This window comes from Streptomyces sp. NPDC002776 (assembly GCF_053592195.1).
On record NZ_JBSFVG010000023.1, the window covers coordinates 35256 to 55622 of the forward strand.

Genomic DNA, 20367 nt, shown 5'->3' on the forward strand with positions numbered 1-20367 from the left:
CGCATTGACAAGTATCCGGGAATAACTGACGATCACATCGAATATCTCATCCCCCAGTTGTTCGAAGAGCTCAACCAGTTCGGCCCGTTCCCATGGAGTCCGTGATGCAGGGCAGGAACGATCTCGCGCAGCGGTTTCCGAGGTACTCAACGGTCCAGTGCACAGTCATGGCACGTCGGCCCTACGGGCTTATCGTCGAAGTGTCAGGAGGGTTTCGCGGCTACGTCGATCTCGGATACATCTCTCGTGTGCCGGTGCCCGAAGATGCCTGGCCACGCGTCGGCGAAAGGAGGAGGGCCCTCGTCCTGGGAGTGACCCATGACGAACGCCTCCGGCTGGATCTCAGGGATGACGATCTTGACCTCGCAGACCGTGCCGTCAACCTCACCGAGGCCATGCGCCGGTGGACACAGGCTCGTCACGCAGAACCAGGCGACGAAGCAGCAAGGCAGAGATTCTATGAGTCCGAAGACGCCGCACTGATCCTGGCGTGGCTTGTGAAGGCAAAAGGCCGGGGCACTCCGATGGAGTCAGTGAACGCGCTCATCAAAGGCGCACCGGAGGGCGTCAGAAGGCAGATCGTCGCCACAGTGACTCATGATGCTCTGTCCGGCAATTCTGATACTGCCTCCATCATTTCGCCGCTCTACCGCACATGCGGCCTTGCACTTTCAGTGACGGTGCTGAGCGACCTGCTGGTTGAACATCCTCCCAGCGCAGAAAGCCTAACCGCGTTCGCCCATGCCATAACTGAGCGGCCGGTCATCGACTGCCTCAAGAGCTGGGCTATGACCTCCCAGGACCCAGGCATCCAGAAAGTCGGCCGTGGCCTGTTCACCACACCTGAGTGAAGGCATGCCTGTGACATGGGTGCCATTCGGCTGAAGGTGGGCGGCGTACGGGATTCCCGAGGGCCCGACCGGGACTGACCGGGACTGACCGGGACTGACCGCCCTACGGTCGGGCGGCGCCCCGTCGGTTCCCCTGCGCGGTGCGTGCCTCCAAGGCCCGCAGCACTGCGGCCATGTCCTCGCCGCCGTACCCCGATGCCACGGTCTCCTCGAACAGCGCGTGGCACACGTCGAGCAGCGGTGAGGCGAGCCCGGTCCCGCGGGCGGCCTCGGCGATCAGCCGGTTGTTCTTCAGCACGTCGTGGGCGGCCGCCTGCACCGCGAAGTCGCGGTCGAGCAACTTGGACGCCTTCATCCGGGAGACGGCGCTGGCCATCGGACCGGCGTCCAGGACGTCCAGGAACAGCTGCCGGTCGAGGCCCTGCCGCTCGGCGAAGTGGAACGCCTCGGTCAGGCCGGTGACCTGCGTGATCAGAAACAGGTTCACCGCCAGCTTCATGAGCAGGGCGTTCGGCGCGGGGCCACAGACGAACGTCGTCCGGCACACGGGTGCCAGCAGCGGCCGTACGACCGTAACGGCGTCCTCGGCTCCGGCCAGCATCCCCACCAGCTGCCCGCGCTCCGCGGGGACGCGGGAGCCGGAGACGGGCGCCTCCACGTACCGCCCGCCCGCCGAGCGGACGTCGGATTCCAGGTCCCGCGAGTACGCGGGTGAGGTCGTGCCCATGTGGACGACGACGTGGCCGGCGACGCGTTCGGCGAAGTGCGGGGTGCCGCGGCCCAGGACGCTGTCCAGGGCGAGGTCGTCGGCCAGCATGAGGAGAACGACGTCCGTCCGCGCGAACACCTCGGCGGGTCCCTCCACCACCACGGCGCCGGCCTCGCGCAGCGGCTCGGAGCGTGCGCGCGTGCGATTCCACACCACCAAGGGGGTTCCGGAACGGGCCAGTCGCAGCGCCATGGGCTGTCCCATGACGCCGAGCCCGATGAAGCCGATGTGCCGCACGGCGTACCGCCTGTCCGAGGTGGGGCGCTTGCTATGACAGCGGTCATAGTAGCGTCGGTTATGACACCGGTCATAGAGTGGGCGGTGCAGGGCTGCTGCGGGACGGCGGGAAGAGGTCGAGGATGGCGGAGTCCGCCCACGGGCCGCGCGAGCGGATGGTCTTCAGCGCGGCCCAGCTCATCCGCCGCCACGGGGTCACCGCGACCGGCATGCGGGACGTCGCCGCGCACGCCGGGGCACCCCGGGGCTCCCTCCAGCACTACTTCCCAGGCGGCAAGGAACAGCTCGTCAACGAGGCCGTCGGCTGGGCGGGCCGGTACGCCGGCAAGCGCGTCGCCCGCTTCCTGGCGGGGCTGCCGGAGCCCACGCCCGCCGGGCTGTTCGCGGCGATGGTGCGGCAGTGGACCGACGAGTACGGCACGGCGGACTTCGCGGCGGGCTGCCCGGTCGCCGCGGCGACCGTCGACTGCGCCGAGTCGATCGCCTCCACCCGAGAGGCCGCCGCCACCGCCTTCGCCACGTGGACCGGCCCGGTCGCCCGGGCCCTCGCCGACATGGGCGTCCCACAAGAGCGCGCGGAACCCCTCGCCACGCTGATGATCAGCACCCTGGAGGGAGCGATCCTCATCGCCCGAGCCGAACAGGACGTCCGAGCCCTGACGACCGTGACACGGGAGCTGGGGCCGCTGCTGGACGCGGCAGTGAAGGCGGATGTCGAGGAAGGAGACGGTCCGCAGGCCCGGGCTCCCGGTCCCGAGACTCGATGAGGACGACATGAGGACCGGATTGTCAGTGGTGCGCAGTACGGACCTGGCATGGCGTCCGTCATCGACCTGACGACTGCACAGACGGGGTTGGCGTATACGGCAAGCTTTGCCGCCCTGCCCGTTCTGACCGACATCGCTGCCGGCCGCGAATCAGGCGACGTTGTCAGGCCCTTGGACTGGCCGGCCACATGGTCGTCGAAGAGCAACACCTGCACGAGCGCGATTACGTCCAGACACGCTATCCGCCGCGATCAACGAGCTCCACTGTTCGGCAATGGCGACGCCCTCCCCTGAGTCAAGGCGCTGTGGGCGAATTCGGGGGCGCGCGTGACGTCGGCCTTCAAGACCCGGTTGTGGTCTTGAAGGCCGACTTTGTCGTACGGGGTGGGTGCGGGCGTCGATGCAGCCGACCAGGCCGGGCGAGATCCCCTTTTACGGCCGCTGGGGATGTCCTCAATGGCACTGCCACCTTTCGTGTCATGTCTGCTTCTGATGGAAACTGGCGACTTCCGTACCGGCGCCGTGAGTTGACGCACCCCAGGGAAAGCGCTTACTTTCCGAAGAAAGCGCTTGCACCCTCTCGGCCGGGCTCTTCCGGCCGCACAGCGCCCAGAGCCGCACACGTTCCGCGCCCCGCGGCCCCGCAGTTCCGGAGCCGCACCGCCCGCCGCCAGTCAGCGCAGAGCCGCAAGCAAGCCGCAGTAGCTAGCCGCACCCTGCAGAGCCGCAAGCCTCACCCGTACCGCCCCGCCTAGGGCACCGGCCGGTCCGGCCTGCCTGGCCTGCCCACGCAACGCCACAAGGACCGGAGAAGCAGGAAAACCGGAGAAAGGGACACCCGTCATGCGTCTGCTCACCCCACGATCCGCCGGACCGTCGCGATTACCGGTCCGTCCGCCGTCGCCCGTCCGGCACCGTGCGGCACGGGCCGCGCTCACTGCCCTCGCCGCCCTCGCCGCCGTCCTGATGGGCCCCGCGCCCACCGCCGCCGCGGCCCCGGAGAGCAGCGCCGCCATCGCCACCGCCGACGGCTTCGCCTCCGTCAACGCGCTCGGGCAGAACGGCACCACCGGCGGCGCGGGCGGTCCCGTCGTCACCGCCACCACCACGGCCCAGTTCCTGGACTACATCTCCCGCCCCGGCCCGTTGACCGTGCAGGTCAGCGGCACGATCACGCTGCCGACCGGTTCCACCGACGGCATGCATCCGGTGGCCTCCGACAAGACGATCGTCGGGCTCGGCGGCAGCGCCCGCATCACCGGCGGCGGACTGCACATCGGCCTCCCGGTGAGCGACTCCGTCACTTCACCGCCCGCGAACGCCGTGCACAACATCATCATCCGCAACCTGCGGTTCGACGGCGCCAGCGACGACCTGATCAACATCCAGATGTTCTCCCACCACATCTGGATCGACCACAACGACTTCTCCAACGGCGACGACGGCGCCGTCGACATCAAGCGCGGCTCCGACTACGTCACCGTCTCCTGGAACCGCTTCCACGACCACGACAAGACGCTGCTGCTCGGCCACGACGACGACAACGCCGCCCAGGACAGGGGCCGGCTGCGCGTCACGTACCACCACAACTACTTCGACGCCTCCGACCAGCGCAATCCGCGCATCCGCTTCGGCGATCCGGTGCACGTCTACAACAACTACTACCGCGACAACAGCTACGGCGTGGCCTCCACCATGGACGCCGGGGTGGTGCTGGAGGGCAACTACTTCTTCAGCGTCAACAACCCCGCGCGGGTGGACTTCAGCGGTGACCTCGGCCGTCTCGTCGCGCGCGACAACATCCTCGTCGACTGCAACCACGCGATCGAGACCCGGGGTTCGGTGACCGAGCCGCGCACGTACTACGCGTACACCCTCCACCGGGCCGCCGAGGTGCCGACCGTCGTCCCGGCCGGCGCCGGCACCGGAAAGATCTGAGGGGGCCGGCCATGACCTCCCGTCCCCGGCCCACCCGCCGCGCCGTGCTCGCGTCGGCGGGCGCCTCCGCCGCCCTGCTGGCGGCCGGCTCCCCCGCGCGGGCCGCCGCCCGCCCCGGCGGGTACGCCCCGTCCGCCATGCAGCGCGCCGACGGCTTCGCCTCCATTGCCGCGCACGGCCTGTCCGGCACCACCGGCGGCGCGGGCGGCCCGGTGGTCACCGTCACCGACGGCGAGACGTTTCTCGACTACTGCGACCGCGAGGGGCCGTACGTCATCCAGGTCTCCGGCACCATGGAGATCACCAGCAAGCAGGGGCTGCGCTCGAACAAGACGGTCGTCGGACTCAGCGACGACGCGGAGATCACCGGCGGCGGACTCGACATGTACCGCCGCCACAACGTGATCATCCGCAACCTGCGCTTCACGCACGCCGACGACGACTCGCTGAGCATCCAGCAGTCCTCGCACCACATCTGGATCGACCACTGCGACTTCAGCTCCGGCGCCGACGGCCTCATCGACATCGTGCGCGGCGCGGACTGCGTCACCGTCTCCTGGAACCGCTTCCACGACCACAGCAAGACCATGCTGCTCGGCCACTCGGACGCCAACGGCTCCCAGGACCGGGGCCGGCTGCGCGTCAGCATCCACCACAACCTGTTCGACGGCACGGCCCAGCGCCACCCGCGCGTCCGCTTCGGTGAGCCCGTGCACGTCTACAACAACCACTTCCGGAACAACACCCTCTACGGGGTGGCGTCCACCGAGGACGCGGGCGTGCTCGTGGAAGGCAACCACTTCGAGAACGTGCCCCACCCGATCTACTCGGGCTACGACGAGAGCGGCCCCGGCCGGGTGGTCGAGCGCTCCAACGTCTACGTGAACTGCGGCGCCCCCGAGCGATTCGGCACCGTCACCGAGCCGCGCACCTTCTACGCGTACACCCTCGACGCCCCCGCCACCGTCCCCGCCCTGGTCGCCGCCGGTGCCGGCGTCGGCCGGATCTGAAGGAGACCTCCATGCCGGACACACCCCCGCTGTCCCGCCGCGGCCTGCTCGCGACCACCGCCGCCTCCGCCGCCCTGCTGGCCTCGGGCACGGCCGCCACCAGGGCGTTCGCCGCCCCCGCTGCCGCGCCCACCCCGCAGCGGCTCGCCGCCCTGGCCGCGCAGAGCGCCGACGGCTTCGCGAGCGTTCCCGCGCTCGGCCTCACGACCACCACGGGCGGCGTCGCCGGGCCCACCGTCACCGTCACCACCGGCGCCCAGCTCGCCGACTACGTCAACCGCAACTCCCCTTACGTCCTCCTCGTCTCCGGCCGCATCGAGATCGACGGCATGCTCACCGTCGTCGCCAACAAGTCGATCCTGGGCGTGGGTTCCACGGCAGAGATCACCGGCGGCGGGCTCCAGCTCGGCTCCACCACCCGCCCCGGCAACAACGTCATCATCCGCAACATCCGCTTCACCCACGCCTCGGACGACTCCGTCAGCGTCACCAACCGCGCCCACCACGTGTGGATCGACCACTGCGACTTCTCGCAGGGCTACGACGGGCTCCTCGACGTCAAGCGCGAGTCGGACTACATCACGATCTCCTGGAACCACTTCCACGACCACAGCAAGACCTGCCTGCTCGGCCACAGCGACAGCTACACCGCCGACCGGGGAAAGCTGCGCGTCACCTACCACCACAACTTCTTCGACGGCACCGACCAGCGCCACCCCCGTGTCCGCTTCGCCGAGCCCGTACACGTCTACAACAACCACTACCGCAACAACCGGCTCTACGGAGTGGCCTCCACCGAGAACGCGGGCGTGCTCGTGGAAGGCAACTACTTCGAGAACGTGCCCCACCCCATCTACTCGGGCTACGACGACAGCGGCCCCGGCCGGGTCGTCGAGCGGAACAACGTGTACGTCAACTCCGGCGCGCCCGAGACCCTCGGCACCGTCGTCGAGCCGCGCACCTACTACGCGTACACCCTCGACGCCGCGTCGAGCGTCCCCGGCATCGTCGCCGCCGGCGTCGGCACCGGCCGGATCTGAGCCCTCCCACCCGAAGGAGCCGCAGATGCACCGCAAAGGCACCCTGTTCCTCGCGGCGCTGGCCACCCTGACCGCCACCGCGGCGGCCCCGGCCGCCACCGAGGCCCCCGCGGCCGCCCTCGCCGAGTCGGCCCCCACCGGCTTCGCGAGCGTCAACGCCTGGGGCCAGAACGGCACCACCGGCGGCGCGGGCGGGCCCACCGTGACCGTCTCCACCGCCGATGCCCTGATCGCCGCCATCAAGACAACCGGGCCCAGGATCGTCCGCGTCAACGGCATGATCACCCTGCCCGACGGGATGTACGACGTCACCTCCGACAAGACGATCGTCGGCGTCGGCGCGAACTCCGGGATCACCGGCGGCGGCCTCAACATCGGCCTCCCCGTGAGCACCGTCACCTCGCCGCCCGCGAACGCCGTGCACAACGTGATCGTGCGCAACCTGACGTTCCGCGACGCCAGCGACGACTCGATCAACATCCAGATGTTCTCCCACCACGTCTGGATCGACCACAACGACCTGTCCGCCGGATACGACGGACTGCTCGACATCAAGCGCGGCTCCAGTTACATCACGGTCTCCTGGAACCACACCCACCACCACGCCAAGAACATGCTGCTGGGCCACTCCGACAGCAACGGCGCCCAGGACACCGGCCGGCTGAAGGTGACGTACCACCACAACTGGTACGACCGCACCCCGCAGCGCAATCCGCGCACCCGCTTCGGTGACCCGGTGCACATCTACAACAACTACTTCCTCGACAACAGCGACACCGGCCCGGCCTGCAACGCGGACTCCGGCTGCTTCATCGAGGGCAACTACTTCGAGGACGTCGAGGAGCCCATGACCAACAGCTACTCGGGCCCCGACGGCGCGATCGTCGAGCGCAACAACGTCTTCGTCGGCGACACCGGCGAACCCGTGACCGGCGGTAGCGTCGAGGACCCGGCCGACTACTACAACTACACGGTCGACAACCCGCAGTCGGTCAAGGACGCCGTCATGCGCGGCGCGGGCCCTGGCACCATCGGGCTGTAACCCGGGCCCCACGCCTACGGCCCAGCCTCCCCGGCCGTCACGCCCCGTCCGACTCCCCGCCGACGATGTTGGCGAATTCGGGGGCCTGCGTGACGTCGGCCTTCAAGACCCCGTTGTGGTCTTGAAGGCCGACTTGTCGTATGGGGCGGGTAGGGGTGTCGGCCGAGCGGGCCGGGCGAGATCCCGGCGGAGACAGTGCGGGGGGCGCGGGCCGCGTTCCAGAAAGAGAGCCTGGCGATCCAGGTTCGGGACGAGCTGGGAGTTGCTGTTCACCGACGAGCAGTTCGCGGATCTCTTCCGGGCGCGGAGAAGACCCGCGTGGTCGCCGGGTCGGCTGGCACTCGTGCCGTGCCGGTGAGCCAGACGGCAGGGGTTGCACTGCCGTCGCCGTCGTACGAGCCCGCCGCCGTCGATTCCCACTCCTGGTGGGAAGCGATCTCGCCCAATCGGCGCCAGCGCAGTACCGGCCTGCACTCGATCGGCTGTCGTTGGTCGCTGCTGGCCAGCAGGAATAGTCGGTTCGACGAAGCTGCGGGTCGTGATCAATGCCAACGGCGGCCTCGTGGTGGTGATCGGCCTACCGCTGCCCGGCAGCCGCTACGACTGCCGGGCGTTTCGGAGACGAGACATGAGGAAGGCGACCTGGCTGCGCTACGTGGGCGGCTCGATCATGGGCATCCTCGACCCCCTCCCCTCCGCTGTTCTCTCCCCAATGAACCTCTTTCATCCTGAATAGTTGCAGGTCAACAGCGTGTGGACCGCCTGGATGATGGTGCCGATGCGGCGGGTGGAGCATCTGGCTCGCCGTAGGAGCCGCCAGGACTTCAACTGGGCGAAGGCTCGTTCGCCGGGGGCTCGGAGTCGGGCGTGGTCGCGGTTGAACTGCTGGTAGTGCTCGGGCTGTTCGCTGTGGTGGTAGTACGGGGTTCGGAAGGTGGCGCCGGCGCCCTGGTAGGCGCGATCTGCGAGGACGAGGACCTGCCGGGTGAGGCATGCTTGGACGATGCCGTGGGCGCGGGCCGCGGTGAGGTCGTGGGTGCGGCCGGGTGTTGCGCGGGAGAACCAGAGCGGGGTGCCGTCGGGACTGGCGATGACCTGCACGTTCATGCCGTGTTTGCGGTGCTTCATCGAGTAATAGGGCTCGTCCGCGCGGATCCGGTCGGTGGGAATCAGGGTGCCGTCAACGATGACGTGGTCGCCCTCACCGAGGCCGGTGAGGGCTTCGTGGAGGCCGGGCGCCCAGGAGACCAGAACGTCCAGGGTCTCGTCCACGTATCGCCAGGCGGTGGCCTGGGATATCCCGAAACCTGATCCGAGCTGCGAGAACGTCTCGTTCTTACGTAGATGGACCAGCGTGAGCAACGCCTGCTTGAAGCAGCCGAGCTTGCGCCAGCGGGTGTTACGGGCCCGGCGGTGCTCATACAGCAGCCAGGCAACATGCTCGACGAGCTCATGCGGGACGTCGAGCGTGGCAGGATGCGGAACCCACAGGGCCCCTTCGGTCGCCGGTGTGCTGAGTGGAATCACCACGCCAACGACGAGGGGCCCTGTCTCGTCACTACACCCGCTGACCAGCCCATTTCACCCTCCAGCACAGGATGAAAGAGGTTCAATGAGCCTCTTCAGCGTTGCCGCTCCAGGGTGAGAATGGCTTTGGCGATTGACGTCTTGCGGTTGGGGCTGCAGCGGGACTGCGGAAGATCCGCCAGGACTTCAGGCAGGCCACGCCGCGCTCAACTGGTGCCCGTGCCGCGGCCAGAGCCCGGTTGACGGTCTTCTCGGTAGGGGTGTGTTCCCGCAGGGGCCTGCGTTTGATGCCCGTGGTCAGCCAGGGGCCACCGCCCTGGTAGGCGAGATCGGCCAGGATGGGAACGCCCTGGCGCTCGCAGATGCGGATGATCCGGTGGGTGCGGGCGGCGGTCAGGTCGTGGGAGCGGCCCGGCAGCGCGGGCGAGAGCCACAGCAGCCGGCCGTCCGGATCGGCGACTGCCTGCACGTTCACCCCGTGCCGGCGGTGCTTGTGGGAGTAGTCGGCCCGTCCGTCGCCGACCCGGTCGCACTCGGCGAGCGTGCAGTCCAAGAGGACGAAGTCCGGATCCTGCTCGCGTAGGACCTTCAGCAGGCCCGGTGCACGGTCGGCGAGAAGGTCGATGACCGCGCTGGTGTAGGCGTGGGCGGTGGACTCGCTGATCCCGAAGCCGGCAGCGACCTTCGCCAGGGTGGTGTGCTCGCGCAGGTACACCAGTGCCACTATCGCGCGCTGGGACGGACGGAGCTTGCAGCGGCGGTCACCCTCTCGGGTGACGATGAGCATGGTGACCCACTCCACGAGCGCATGTGGCAGGTCGAGTGCGGCAGGATAGATGACCAACGAGGCCCCTGAGCAGCGGGGTTGAGACGTCAGACATCTCGATCAACTGCCCAGGGGCCTCGCTCGTTGCGCTTCACTGACCGTCACCCGATCGGTGGCCCGCTCGAAGAAGCTCAATGAGCCAGAAGGAAGGCGCGTTGGTCCGCGTGCATGCCTGGACGAGGGCGCTGCGCAGAATGGAGGACGCCTACCCCCAAGGCTTCCACCGCTGGTGCTCATGGGAGACCGGCACCTGCCACCCCTGCCGTTCCACTGCATAGGCCGCAACGAACCCCGCGTCGACAAGCACGCTTGCCGCATCACGGATCACGGCGGCTTTGTCGTCGCCGTGATCCTGTACGGGCCGGGCCAGCAGCCCTGCCAGTGGCCCGGCCCCTGCACCCACTCTGCGGACGACCAAACGGAGGAGACCGCCAGCGCCATCGGCCCAGGAATCCCAGTGGCGGCCCACGAGTTGTGCCCGCGCGTGCCCTCAGCGGAGCCCGAGGGCCAGGCTCACCCTTTCACCGAGGGCACGGAGGGGCGCGAGGGCGGGGAGGCACCGTGATATGCCCGGTCCAGGAACCCTGCCGTTCGAGAACCTGCCTAGGGTGCTTGCCTTCCTGAAAGCACGTCGGGGACGGCAGCTTTCGCGACACGGAATGGCCAGCCCTTTGCGACCATCAGACACACCCGTGACGCCGACAAGGGGATCCGCGCCGTCACTCCACAGCCTGCCGGCCAGGTCGGACACCGTCTGCGTAAAGAGCAAGCTGGGATGGCGACCGCCAGGCTTCGACGCGGAGGCGTACAGCAGCGGGATCTGCCCGGGCGAGCACGGGCCGAGGAGTGGCATCGGCCCGTTCCCAGGATCGCTCGCCATGCTGTCGAAGCGCTGTTTCCTCCGCATCCCATGTCTGCCGACGCACCGGCCGCACGATCGCCCACGAACGCCGCCTGACGGATACGGGACGTGCTCGCACCGATCCGAATATCACCCTGACCAGGCAGGATGAGCAGAAAATGCAAGGTTGCGCAAACTCGGGGAAGAAGGTGTGGCAACCAACAGGAGGTTGCCGTGAGGGGTGAAGATCTGGAGCTGGGCGAGTTGCTGGCCGCTGCGGAAGCGGCCCCGCCCGGTGAGTCCGTCGACGTGGTGGCACACGACCTGCAGAAGCGGTTCGGTGCCGAGGCCGTGTCCTTCCTGTTCCTCGACCTCATCGGTCAGCGGCTGATCCGTCTAGCCGCGACCGGTGACAAGACCGCCGACCCGGGCGAGCCGATCGACCTGCAGGGCAGCGTCTACGACAGCGTTCTGCAGAGCCAGCGCCAGCATGTGGAACCGGACGGCCAGGGCGGACGACGCGTCATCACGCCCGTCACCAACCGCGGCGACTGCATCGGCGTCCTGGAGCTGAGCCTGCAGTCCGCGGACGACGCCGTGCTGCGCCAGGTCCGTCACGCAGCCCACGCGCTGGCCTACATCATCGTGACGGACCGCCGCTTCACCGATCTGTACCACCAGGGCCAGCGCACCACCGAGACCAGCCTGGCTGCGGAGATCCAACACCAGTTGCTGCCCTCGGCCTCCTGCTGCGAGGCCGCCCAGTTCACTCTGGCCGCCGGACTGGTCCCGGCTGACGACATCGGTGGCGACACCTACGACTACACCCTCGACCGCGACACTCTGCACCTGTCGATCACCGACGCCATGGGCCACGACACGAACTCTGCCCTGTTGGCCACCTTGCTGGTCAGCGCGCTGCGGCGGGCACGTCGCAGCGGCTGTGACGCCCTCAAGCAGGCCCGCCACGCGCACGAGGCCCTATTGAGTCACAGCCGCGGCCTGGCCACCGGACAGCTGCTCTGCATCGACCTCGAAACCGGGCTGTGCGAACTGGTCAACGCCGGCCACCCCCGGCCCCTGCTGCTGCGTGACAACGCCGTCGAAGAGGTGAAACTCGCCGTCAACCTGCCCTTCGGTGTGGCGGCACCCACCACCTACCGCCTGCAGGAACTGCTCCTGAGACCCGGGGACCGCCTGGTACTGCTCACCGACGGAATGCAGGAACGCGGTGCGGCAGCCGTCGACCTGGCCGCGGTCATCCACGACACCCGCGCGCTGCACCCTCGAGAAGCCGTCCGGACCCTGACCGCCGCGGTGCTCGACGCCTGCCATGGCAACCTCAAAGACGACGCCACAGTCCTGATACTGGACTGGCACAGCAATGACAGTCGGCCGACTTGACCGAGTCCCGCCCCCGCAGCAATGACGGCCTACTCCTGGGTGCCTACTGGGAGCAGCTCCGGGACATACCCCAGGGAGCGTCTTGAAGGCGGCCGTTGGCCGTACGTAGCGCGTGTGAGCGCGGACGGAGGGACTCGGTGGCAGAAGGGGGTGGGGGAAGCGGCCTTTCGGGCCCTTCGCCGCCCCACAGTCGGCGAAGGTCATACGACCTGTGTGATCTTCAGACCACGGCGAGAGCGTCTTGCTGATCCGATTGTGGGCCGGCGCACCGGGGGGCCTCGCCCCCTGCAGGTCAAGGACCGAGAAGCCACCACAGGAGTACAGGCGCGGCAGTCACTCCGGCGCCGTCCTGCTGGAGTACAAGTTGCCAGCGCCTGGCCTGCGCCCATCAGTCACTGCAGTGGCGATCAGCGCAACGAGATTGTCGGTCCAGCAATCGGACTCTGTCGTCCCTACCTCAATGCCGCACCCGCCACAGACGAGATTGGGCCCATCTTGGTCGGCGGGCCCGCAGCAACCACTGACACGCCGCGGATCGGCGTGAAGGACCGTCCCAGGAACGTCGTCCGAGTGCAAGATCAGAAGGCTGCCGTCGAAGTTTGTCTTGAAAGTTCCCAGAGCCATCCGCGGCGGGACGACCTCGTGGCCTGGCAGCCGCTCGGGTCTCCTGACGGGTTCCCCCGGCATCACTTCGCTGGTCACGGGTTGCTGACAATTGGCGCAGCGGAAGCTGGTCACGGGTTGCTGACAATTGGCGCAGCGGAAGCTGGTCATGCCGTCATTCTCCCGGGCTGCACGGGACGCTACGAGCCAGGACATTGGGGTCGTTTTCTGCTCGTGGTTCATACAGGAATGAGCGTTTGATCCGGGACTATCGGATCGCGCCAGGAGAGGGTGGCTTCGCCGGTTAGGCGGCGCTCCATCAGGGCGGTCCTGGCTAGAGATCTTCAATGGCTGAGGTTACGGCGGTTGGAAGTCGAGGCCGGTCTTGGCGGTGAGGCCGTCGACGAGGCCCGGCCGGTACTGCATCTGTTTGAGCCGGGTCTTCACCAGCGCGGTGAGCTGGTCGAGGCTGTGTTTGGTGAGGTTGGCCAGGGACCGTTTCAGGTGTGACCACACGCCCTCGACCGGGTTGAATTCAGGTGCGTACGGCGGCAGTTGGTAGACGGTCAGCCATAATCGGGCGTTGACCAGCTGGCGCATGGTGCGGCTGACGTGCGTGTTCAGATTGTCCCAGACCAACACGATCGGACCGCCGAGCTGCTGGTGTGCGGCGTCCAGCAGGCGGGCGTAGTCGGTCTCGGTGAAGCCCTTGCGTCGGCCTTTGGCGGGGCCGCGGTCGAGGTGGATGCGGTAGATCAGCCGGGACCGGTGGCCGGGCTTGGTGCAGATCAGCGCCGCCATGGAGACGCGCTTGGTGCCCGCGGCGGTGACTCGCACGAGGGGTGTGTGGCCTCGTCGGCCCCAGGTGCGGCCTTTGGGCGGCCTCAGCCCCTGGCCGGCTTCGTCCTCAAAGCAGAGCCAGGCGCCCAGGTCCGCCGCCGTCTTTTTATGACGGGCCACTGCTCGTCCTTCCAGGCGGCGATCTTCTCCTCGTCGCGCTCGGTGGCCTTGCGGGAGGGAACCTGCACGCTCCAGCCGATGCGGTGCAGCAGCAGATCCATCCCGGCCAGGGTGTACTCCACGCCGAACCGGCGGCGCACGACCTCCGCGATCCTCGCCAGAGTCCAGCACTGGTCAGACCAGCCGGCAGCGGCCGGGCCTGCTTCCAACACCGCCTCCAGCGCACGTAGTTGACTTGCATCGAGCTTGCAGCGGGCACCGCCGGGCCCTTTGGAGATCAGGGCCTGCCGGCCACCCGCAGCCAACGTCCGCCGCCAGCGGTTCGCCGACATCCGGGTCACCCTAAAGTGCCGGGCCACCTCTCGGTCACTGGCCCCGGCCTCGATCAGATCAGCGGCCGCCAACCGGACCCGCTCACGCCGAACCCGTTCCTCATCCGTCAGCCCTCCGCCATCGGGATACCTCATCTCACCGGCATAGCGCGGCACACGACAGCCGTCACGACCCCGCGTAACCCGCACCCTTAAAGATCTCTAGAGGGCGTCTGAAAAGCCTGTTATCGGGCTGGTCTTGCGATGCGGCGGACGAGGAGCATGGCCATGGTGAGGTAGATGGCGTTCTCCGAGCAGACGCGCAGGTACTCGTAGTCTTTGGACAGGCGGCGGCATCGTCCCAGCCAGGCAAACGTCCGCTCTACCACCCAACGTCGCGGGACCACGGCGAAGAGAGGCACCGCTGGAGGCGGTTCTCCCACCCGGGTCCAGGTCGAGTGGAATCCTCCGTCGCGGCGCTGCACGATCTCCACGGTGATGCCGGTGGTCTCCCGGGCCCAGGCATGGAAGTCGGCGCCGCGGTAACCCTGGTCAGCCCACACATGCCGCAGACGCGGAAAGGTGTCGGCAGCCCGAGAGAACAACACAACGGCGCCATCCCGATCGCCGAGGCTCGCCGGGCTCACACAGGCCATCAGGACGGTGCCGCGGGTATCGACGAGTAAGTGGCGTTTGATGCCGCTGACCTTCTTGCCGCCGTCGTAGCCGTGCAGGCCACCGCGCTCACTGGCTCGCACGCTCTGGCTGTCCACGATGGCCGCACTGGGAGTGGGTTCACGGCCGAGCTGTGCCCGCTCGCGTTCCCGCAGAGCCATCAACATTCGTTCCCACACGCCCTCTTGCTGCCACCGGCGCCAGTAGTGGTAGACCGTCTGCCACGGAGGCAGGTCATGCGGCAGCAGTCTCCAGGCGCAGCCGGCCCGCAGCCAGTACACCAGTGCGTTGAGGATCTCCCGTCGTGTGTGTTTTGCCGGCCGTCCACCGGGCCTGACTGCCGGAACCAGCGGACAGAGGATCGCCCACTCCGCATCGGACAGATCCGTCGAGTAATGGGTACGCAGCCCGCACACCCCAGCCCCCGAAAGCGCGTCACCGCCCCGCTACCAGGCGACTTGCCCGCTGACAGGCTTTTCAGACACCCTCTAGGCGGGATCATGGCATCGGAGCTGGCGGGCAAGGTCTCGTAAACGCGTGAGGTGCCCGGTCCCTGCAGTAGTCCGCGCCCAGCGCGTCCCGGTGCCGCGCCGATCGGCGCGGCTGGCCTCCCGGTACTTGAGAAGAGTTGAGGGGGTCGGTCGTATGGGCAGGGCCCTCGGCATGGCAGACGTCGAGAAGCGGGACGCAGTGCGGGCGCTGGCCGCGCAGGCCCGGAACGTCCCGTAGGCAGCGGCCTGCTCGCCAGTCAGGCATTCCACCGGCACAGCCGGACCGTAGCCAGCCCTCGTATCCGCTCAACGATCCTTCTCGGAAGCTCCACACCGGGGCCGTCCACTGCGACAGCGACCACGATCAATCTCGGGATGGCGTCCCATGAAGTGGTGTAGCCGGGCCGCGTTTCGGAACGCGCGGGTGTCTGCCCGGGGCGTGCATCCGCTGACCGTGCATGCTCCCTGAACAAGGGCAGGCCATCGCGCAAGTCTCCGTGGTGAACGGGCAGTTCAACCGGAGGAGCACGCGATGGCCTTGTCCCAGTCTGAGCTGATGCGGCTGCTGGAGTCACTACGTCGGGCAGAGGGAGTTGAAGCAATCAGGGTGGTGTGCGAGCGCATCTTGCAGGAGCTCATCGAGGCCGAGGCCACCGAGGTGATCGGTGCCGCCCCGCGTGAGCACTCCGAGACGCGTACGACCTGGCGCAACGGACACCGCGACCGTCTGCTGACCACGCAGGCCGGCGACCTCGATCTGAAGATCCCGAAGGTGCGGACCGGGTCGTTCTTCCCCTCGCTGCTGGAACGTCGGCGGCGCATCGACCGGGCACTGTTCGCCGTGGTGATGGAGGCATACGTGCACGGCGTCTCCACCCGCAGCGTGGATGACCTGGTCAAAGCACTCGGTGCGGACACCGGGATCTCCAAGTCCGAGGTCTCGCGGATCTGCGGCGAACTCGACGAGGAGCTGACCGCGTTCAAGGAACGGCCGCTGGATCACACCGTCTTCCCCTACGTCTTCCTGGACGCCACCTACTGCAAGGCCCGGGTGAACCACCGGATCGCCTCGCAGGCCGTGGTCATAGCCACCGGCATCTCGGCCACCGGGCACCGCGAGATCCTCGGCGTGATGGTCGGCGACAGCGAATCGAAGCCGTTCTGGACGAAGTTCCTGCGCTCGCTTCGGGCCCGCGGCCTGGAGAACGTCCAGCTGGTGATCTCCGACAGCCACAGTGGTCTGGTGGCTGCGATCCGCACGGTCTTCCTCGGTGCGGCCTGGCAAAGGTGCCGCGTTCACTTCGTCCGGGACGTCTTCAGCGTGATCGAAAAGGGCTCGGGCGAGATGGTGGCAGCGACCATACGCACCATCTTCGCGCAGACCACAGCCTCGGCCGTCCGCACCCAGCTGGATGTGGTGGCTGACATGCTCGGACGGCAGTTTCCGCAGGTCAGGAAGATGTTGTTGGATGCCGCACCGGACATCACGGCGTTCGCGGACTTCCCGTCGGCGCACTGGAAGAAGATCTGGTCAACCAACCCGCTGGAACGGCTGAACCGGGAGATCAAACGACGGGCCGACGTCGTCCAGGTTTTCCCCAACCCCGCCGCCCTGGACCGGCTCGCCGCCGCGGTCCTGGCCGAACTCCACGACGAATGGCAGGTCTTCGACCGCCGCTACCTCTCCGAAGCCTCCATGGCCGAACTCTTCACCACCCAACCGACCCCGCCCGACCCGCAGATCAACTCCCAACCGGAATCGAAACAGCTGCCGTGACTACACCACCCCGCGGGACATGACCCTGACCGTGACGTTCCACCAGACCGCAGCCCGCAGGTGACATCGCCGGCCAGGACCGGCCGGCCCTCGGTGCTCGCGACACCGGTGCTCCGTGCCAGGGCTTCCGCAGCTGGCCGGTATCAACGCGCCCCTGAGCCCGCAGCCACGCCCAGTTCCACTATGGCTGCGGCGATGTCCAACCCAGGAGCAAGAACACCGGCAAACCCGCCTGACCACGCCGGCTCAGGCCCCGACCACCATCTCGGCTTCAGCCTCGGTGACGGAGCCATACACCCGCAGGACGCTGTCCACCCCAGTCATGGTCAGCATCCGCTGCAACTTCGGCGGCACAGAGGCCAGCACCAGTACGGACCCGGCTCCCTCCGCCTGCCGCCAGGCCCACAGCAGCACATTCAGCCCGGCCGAATCACAGAACGACACCCCCGACAGGTCCACCACCACACACCGCAGACCCCGCGCGATCTCATCCACAAGCCGAGTGCGAAAGAACGGAGCGGTCTGCCAGTCCATCTCTCCGCCCAGCGGCAAGATCAGACACGCTCCCGACACACTCGTGTCAACCGAAGGCTCTGCGGTCATCACGCTCTCCCAACCGCCTCGAGCGGGAGACGCCACCGATTGTGATGATGAGCCTACAGATTTTCCACACATTTAGTTCTCAGTCTGTCCACAAACGGTGGCCATTTCGTGCTGCTGTCCCTAGCCATACGGATCCGTGCGCGGGCCCGCCGCACATACCTGGGGGTCGACTCATATGCCGAGTTCCGCTGCCGTCAGACCCGCGCAACGAACAGCGGCGCCCGCAGCTGCAGTTGGACCAGCCCATCGAGCAGGCCTCGCCCTTCACCGTGCCACCGAACAGAGAGCGAGCCTCGTGACTGCCCGGCACCGTGCTGGGTCGCCGTACCGGAGGGCCTTGCAGGTGGGGCGCGGCACGTGTCCCACGCTCCGGGCCAGATCCTCGGTCATGGTTCCGCTGCGGCAGAGCCATCGGCCAGTAGCTCCTCCGCCCTGTCAGCTCATACCCCCTGAGGTCGGTCAGGTGACGCAGTGACCTGCGGCGGTGGCGACCGGCGTCGTGGAGGCTCCGGCGAAGGCGTAGCGGCAGTAACCGTCGGCGGTGGCCTCCCTCCTCACCACCGCCAGCCGCGACGGCAGCGTGCGGCTGCTGCCCGTACTCGTCTGAACACCATGACCGCCGCCCGCAGGGCCGATGGCTCTTTCCCGGCCTGCGAGTAGGGCAACTCGTGACCACGGAGGCTCTCGACTCCGCCTCGATCGCCTGGGGTTCAGCGTCCAGCGGGGACGCGTGGCCGCGATCCGCCTGTTCGTTGTCCAGGCGCCCGCTCCCGTGGTCGCCCGCATGCTCGGCCGCCTCAACGAGATTGCCGCCGAGGTCGACGGAGTCTTGAGCCCCTATGCCCCCGGCGATCGCGCGCAAGGTGACCAGCACTCAGGCGGATACAGGAAGCTGGTCACGCAAGATCTCGCTCACCCCGCAGGTATGCTCCCGCGCGCGCTGCGGCTGCGGCGGCCTCGGCGGCTTGGTCCGCGGCGGCTTCGTCGAGACGGTCGCCCGTGGTCAGCAGGCGGTAATAGAGGGGGGCGGAGACAGCACGGATGACCTCGCGGGCATCGGTGTCCTCAGGCACCTCGCCCCGCTCGATGGCTTGCTGGACGCAGGGCGCCCACTCCTTGACTCGGATGTCGTAGAAGTTGTGCAGGGCTTCAGCTGTCTTGGCCTCGCAGGTGGCGGCGGCGATCACCGCTTTGAACAGCGCTCCTTGCCGCGGGTCGGCCAAGGTGCGCTGCACGAGCCGGGCGTTGGCCTTGAGATCGCCGAGCAGCGAGCCGGTCTCGGTACGCGGCAGTGACTGCTCGGCCATGTCCACAAGCAGGTCAGCCACCAGGTTGGTCACCGTTCCCCAGCGGCGGTAGACGGTGGTCTTGCCCACCTCGGCACGGCGCGCGATGTCGGCGAGGTCCAGGTGGGCAAAGCCATGTTCGGCCAAGGCGTCCCCAGCCGCTTGTAGCACTGCCGACCGCACCCGCGCCGTGCGCCCTCCAGGACGGATGGTCCCCGGATCCGCACCCTCAAACCCCATAACGGGACTCCAGTTCCATTAATCGCGCACGTCTGCTACGTTGAGGAACACACTAACGGAACTCCAGAACCATTAGCTAGTCAGACAGCGAGAGAGGGTACAGCCATGGAATACAGGCGGCTGGGTGCATCCGGCCTCAAGGTCCCCGCACTGAGTTTCGGCGCCGGCACCTTCGGCGGCCAGGGACCGCTGTTCGGCGCCTGGGGCAACACCGACGCGCGAGAGGCACGCCGCCTCGTGGACATCTGCCTGGACGCCGGGATCACGATGTTCGACACCGCCGACGTGTACTCCGGCGGCGCTTCTGAGGAGGTTCTGGGCGAAGCGATCAAAGGCCGCAGGGACCGGGTGATCGTGTCCACCAAGACCAGCCTGCCGATGGGTGACGGCCCAGGGGATGCGGGCTCCTCCCGTTCGCGTCTGATCACCGCATGCGAGGACGCCCTGCGCCGGCTCGGTACCGACTACCTCGACCTGTTCCAACTGCACGCTTTTGACGCCGGAACGCCGATCGAGGAAGTCCTGTCCACACTCGACGATCTCGTACGAGCAGGAAAGGTTCGCTACCTCGGCATCTCCAACTTCTCCGGGTGGCAGGCGATGAAGTCCCTCTCGATCGCGGAGAGGTACGGCCACCCGCGCTATGTCGCGCATCAGGTGTACTACTCCCTCATCGGCCGCGACTATGAATGGGAGCTGATGCCCCTCGGACTGGATCAGGGGCTCGGAGCCCTCGTCTGGAGCCCCCTCGGCTGGGGACGGCTCACCGGCAAGGTCCGCCGCGACCAGCCCCTGCCGGCCAATAGCCGACTGCACCACACCGCGGACTACGGCCCGCCGGTCGAGGATGAACACCTCTACCGCGTGGTCGACGCCCTTGACGAGATCGCTCAGGAGACCGGCAAGAAGATTCCGCAAATCGCCATCAACTGGCTGCTCCAGCGGCCGACCGTTTCCTCCGTCATCATCGGCGCCCGCAACGAAGAGCAGCTCCGTCAGAACCTCGGCGCCGTCGGCTGGACTCTCACGCCCGACCAGTTGGCGAAACTCAATGCGGCGAGCAGCAAGGTAGCGGCCTACCCGTACTTCCCTTACCAACGCCAGGAAGGCTTCGCTCGCCTCAACCCACCGGTCGGTGATGTTGCGGCTCTGCCTGCCGCATGACATGA

18 protein-coding genes and 2 pseudogenes are annotated in these 20367 nt (G+C 67.7%); 13 read left to right on the forward strand and 7 right to left on the reverse strand.

The window, feature by feature from the left end:
• Positions 1-104 precede the first annotated feature (104 nt).
• Complete coding sequence (locus ACWD11_RS31555) at positions 105-851, forward strand: hypothetical protein (RefSeq protein ID WP_451287118.1); 747 nt, start codon at positions 105-107, stop codon at positions 849-851.
• 103 nt (positions 852-954) lie between these two features.
• On the opposite strand, the gene ACWD11_RS31560 is transcribed toward ACWD11_RS31555, so the two are convergent.
• The gene (locus tag ACWD11_RS31560) at positions 955-1947 is read right to left on the reverse strand and encodes an NAD(P)-dependent oxidoreductase (protein WP_451287209.1); all 993 of its coding nucleotides are present in this window, start codon (positions 1945-1947) and stop codon (positions 955-957) included.
• A gap of 32 nt (positions 1948-1979) precedes the next feature.
• Between ACWD11_RS31560 and ACWD11_RS31565 the strand changes: the two genes are divergently transcribed.
• The 7 genes and pseudogenes from ACWD11_RS31565 to ACWD11_RS31595 all read left to right on the forward strand — a co-directional run.
• Positions 1980-2624, forward strand: coding sequence for a TetR/AcrR family transcriptional regulator (locus ACWD11_RS31565; protein WP_451287120.1), 645 nt, complete (start codon positions 1980-1982; stop codon positions 2622-2624).
• A 48-nt stretch (positions 2625-2672) separates the two neighbouring features.
• Positions 2673-2918 (forward strand): hypothetical protein, encoded by a 246-nt coding sequence (locus ACWD11_RS31570; RefSeq protein ID WP_451287122.1) that lies wholly within the window; start codon positions 2673-2675, stop codon positions 2916-2918.
• 549 nt (positions 2919-3467) lie between these two features.
• A complete protein-coding gene (locus ACWD11_RS31575; protein WP_451287124.1) occupies positions 3468-4562 on the forward strand; it encodes a pectate lyase family protein in 1095 nt (364 codons plus the stop codon).
• Between the two features lie 11 nt (positions 4563-4573).
• Positions 4574-5572 (forward strand): pectate lyase family protein, encoded by a 999-nt coding sequence (locus ACWD11_RS31580; protein ID WP_451287126.1) that lies wholly within the window; start codon positions 4574-4576, stop codon positions 5570-5572.
• A gap of 11 nt (positions 5573-5583) precedes the next feature.
• On the forward strand, positions 5584-6612 hold the full coding sequence (locus ACWD11_RS31585) for a pectate lyase family protein (protein ID WP_389421128.1): 1029 nt from the start codon (positions 5584-5586) through the stop codon (positions 6610-6612).
• Positions 6613-6637: 25 nt separating this feature from the next.
• Positions 6638-7654, forward strand: coding sequence for a pectate lyase family protein (locus ACWD11_RS31590; RefSeq protein WP_451287128.1), 1017 nt, complete (start codon positions 6638-6640; stop codon positions 7652-7654).
• A 520-nt stretch (positions 7655-8174) separates the two neighbouring features.
• Positions 8175-8294: pseudogene (locus ACWD11_RS31595) on the forward strand (IS5/IS1182 family transposase); the annotation flags it as partial.
• A gap of 83 nt (positions 8295-8377) precedes the next feature.
• Here the strand turns inward: ACWD11_RS31595 and ACWD11_RS31600 are convergent.
• Together ACWD11_RS31600 and ACWD11_RS31605 are read right to left on the reverse strand one after the other, a co-directional pair.
• Complete coding sequence (locus ACWD11_RS31600) at positions 8378-9184, reverse strand: IS5 family transposase (RefSeq protein WP_451287130.1); 807 nt, start codon at positions 9182-9184, stop codon at positions 8378-8380.
• Positions 9185-9276: 92 nt separating this feature from the next.
• Positions 9277-10025, reverse strand: a pseudogene (locus tag ACWD11_RS31605) (transposase family protein).
• Positions 10026-10141: 116 nt separating this feature from the next.
• On the opposite strand from ACWD11_RS31605, the gene ACWD11_RS31610 reads away from it, so the two are divergent.
• The 3 genes from ACWD11_RS31610 to ACWD11_RS31620 all read left to right on the forward strand — a co-directional run bounded on the left by ACWD11_RS31610 (position 10142) and on the right by ACWD11_RS31620 (position 12252).
• Positions 10142-10285: a DUF6248 family natural product biosynthesis protein gene (locus ACWD11_RS31610; RefSeq protein WP_451287132.1), complete on the forward strand. Its 144-nt coding sequence runs from the start codon at positions 10142-10144 to the stop codon at positions 10283-10285.
• Positions 10243-10572 carry a DUF6248 family natural product biosynthesis protein gene (locus ACWD11_RS31615; RefSeq protein WP_451287134.1) on the forward strand — a complete coding sequence of 110 codons (330 nt, stop codon included), beginning with the start codon at positions 10243-10245 and terminating at the stop codon, positions 10570-10572. Before ACWD11_RS31610 ends, ACWD11_RS31615 begins: the two co-directional genes overlap by 43 nt.
• 510 nt (positions 10573-11082) lie before the next feature.
• Entirely contained in the window at positions 11083-12252 is a 1170-nt protein-coding gene (locus ACWD11_RS31620) for a PP2C family protein-serine/threonine phosphatase (RefSeq protein ID WP_451287136.1), read from the forward strand.
• Positions 12253-13212: 960 nt separating this feature from the next.
• Here the strand turns inward: ACWD11_RS31620 and ACWD11_RS31625 are convergent.
• Together ACWD11_RS31625 and ACWD11_RS31630 are read right to left on the reverse strand one after the other, a co-directional pair.
• A protein-coding gene (locus ACWD11_RS31625) for an IS630 family transposase (protein ID WP_451287138.1) occupies positions 13213-14282 on the reverse strand; the annotation gives its coding sequence in 2 pieces (ribosomal slippage) (positions 13213-13805 and positions 13805-14282; 1071 coding nt in all).
• Between the two features lie 89 nt (positions 14283-14371).
• Positions 14372-15217, reverse strand: coding sequence for an IS5 family transposase (locus ACWD11_RS31630; protein ID WP_451287139.1), 846 nt, complete (start codon positions 15215-15217; stop codon positions 14372-14374).
• A 607-nt stretch (positions 15218-15824) separates the two neighbouring features.
• Here ACWD11_RS31630 and ACWD11_RS31635 point away from each other — a divergent pair.
• On the forward strand, positions 15825-17069 hold the full coding sequence (locus ACWD11_RS31635) for an IS256 family transposase (protein WP_451287141.1): 1245 nt from the start codon (positions 15825-15827) through the stop codon (positions 17067-17069).
• 246 nt (positions 17070-17315) lie between these two features.
• Here ACWD11_RS31635 and ACWD11_RS31640 read toward each other — a convergent pair whose 3' ends face one another.
• Both ACWD11_RS31640 and ACWD11_RS31645 read right to left on the reverse strand, forming a co-directional pair.
• Complete coding sequence (locus ACWD11_RS31640; RefSeq protein ID WP_451287143.1) at positions 17316-17744, reverse strand: STAS domain-containing protein; 429 nt, start codon at positions 17742-17744, stop codon at positions 17316-17318.
• A gap of 824 nt (positions 17745-18568) precedes the next feature.
• Positions 18569-19198 carry a TetR/AcrR family transcriptional regulator C-terminal ligand-binding domain-containing protein gene (locus tag ACWD11_RS31645; protein ID WP_451287145.1) on the reverse strand — a complete coding sequence of 210 codons (630 nt, stop codon included), beginning with the start codon at positions 19196-19198 and terminating at the stop codon, positions 18569-18571.
• A 105-nt stretch (positions 19199-19303) separates the two neighbouring features.
• Between ACWD11_RS31645 and ACWD11_RS31650 the strand changes: the two genes are divergently transcribed.
• Entirely contained in the window at positions 19304-20362 is a 1059-nt protein-coding gene (locus tag ACWD11_RS31650) for an aldo/keto reductase (RefSeq protein ID WP_451287147.1), read from the forward strand.
• Positions 20363-20367 lie beyond the last annotated feature (5 nt).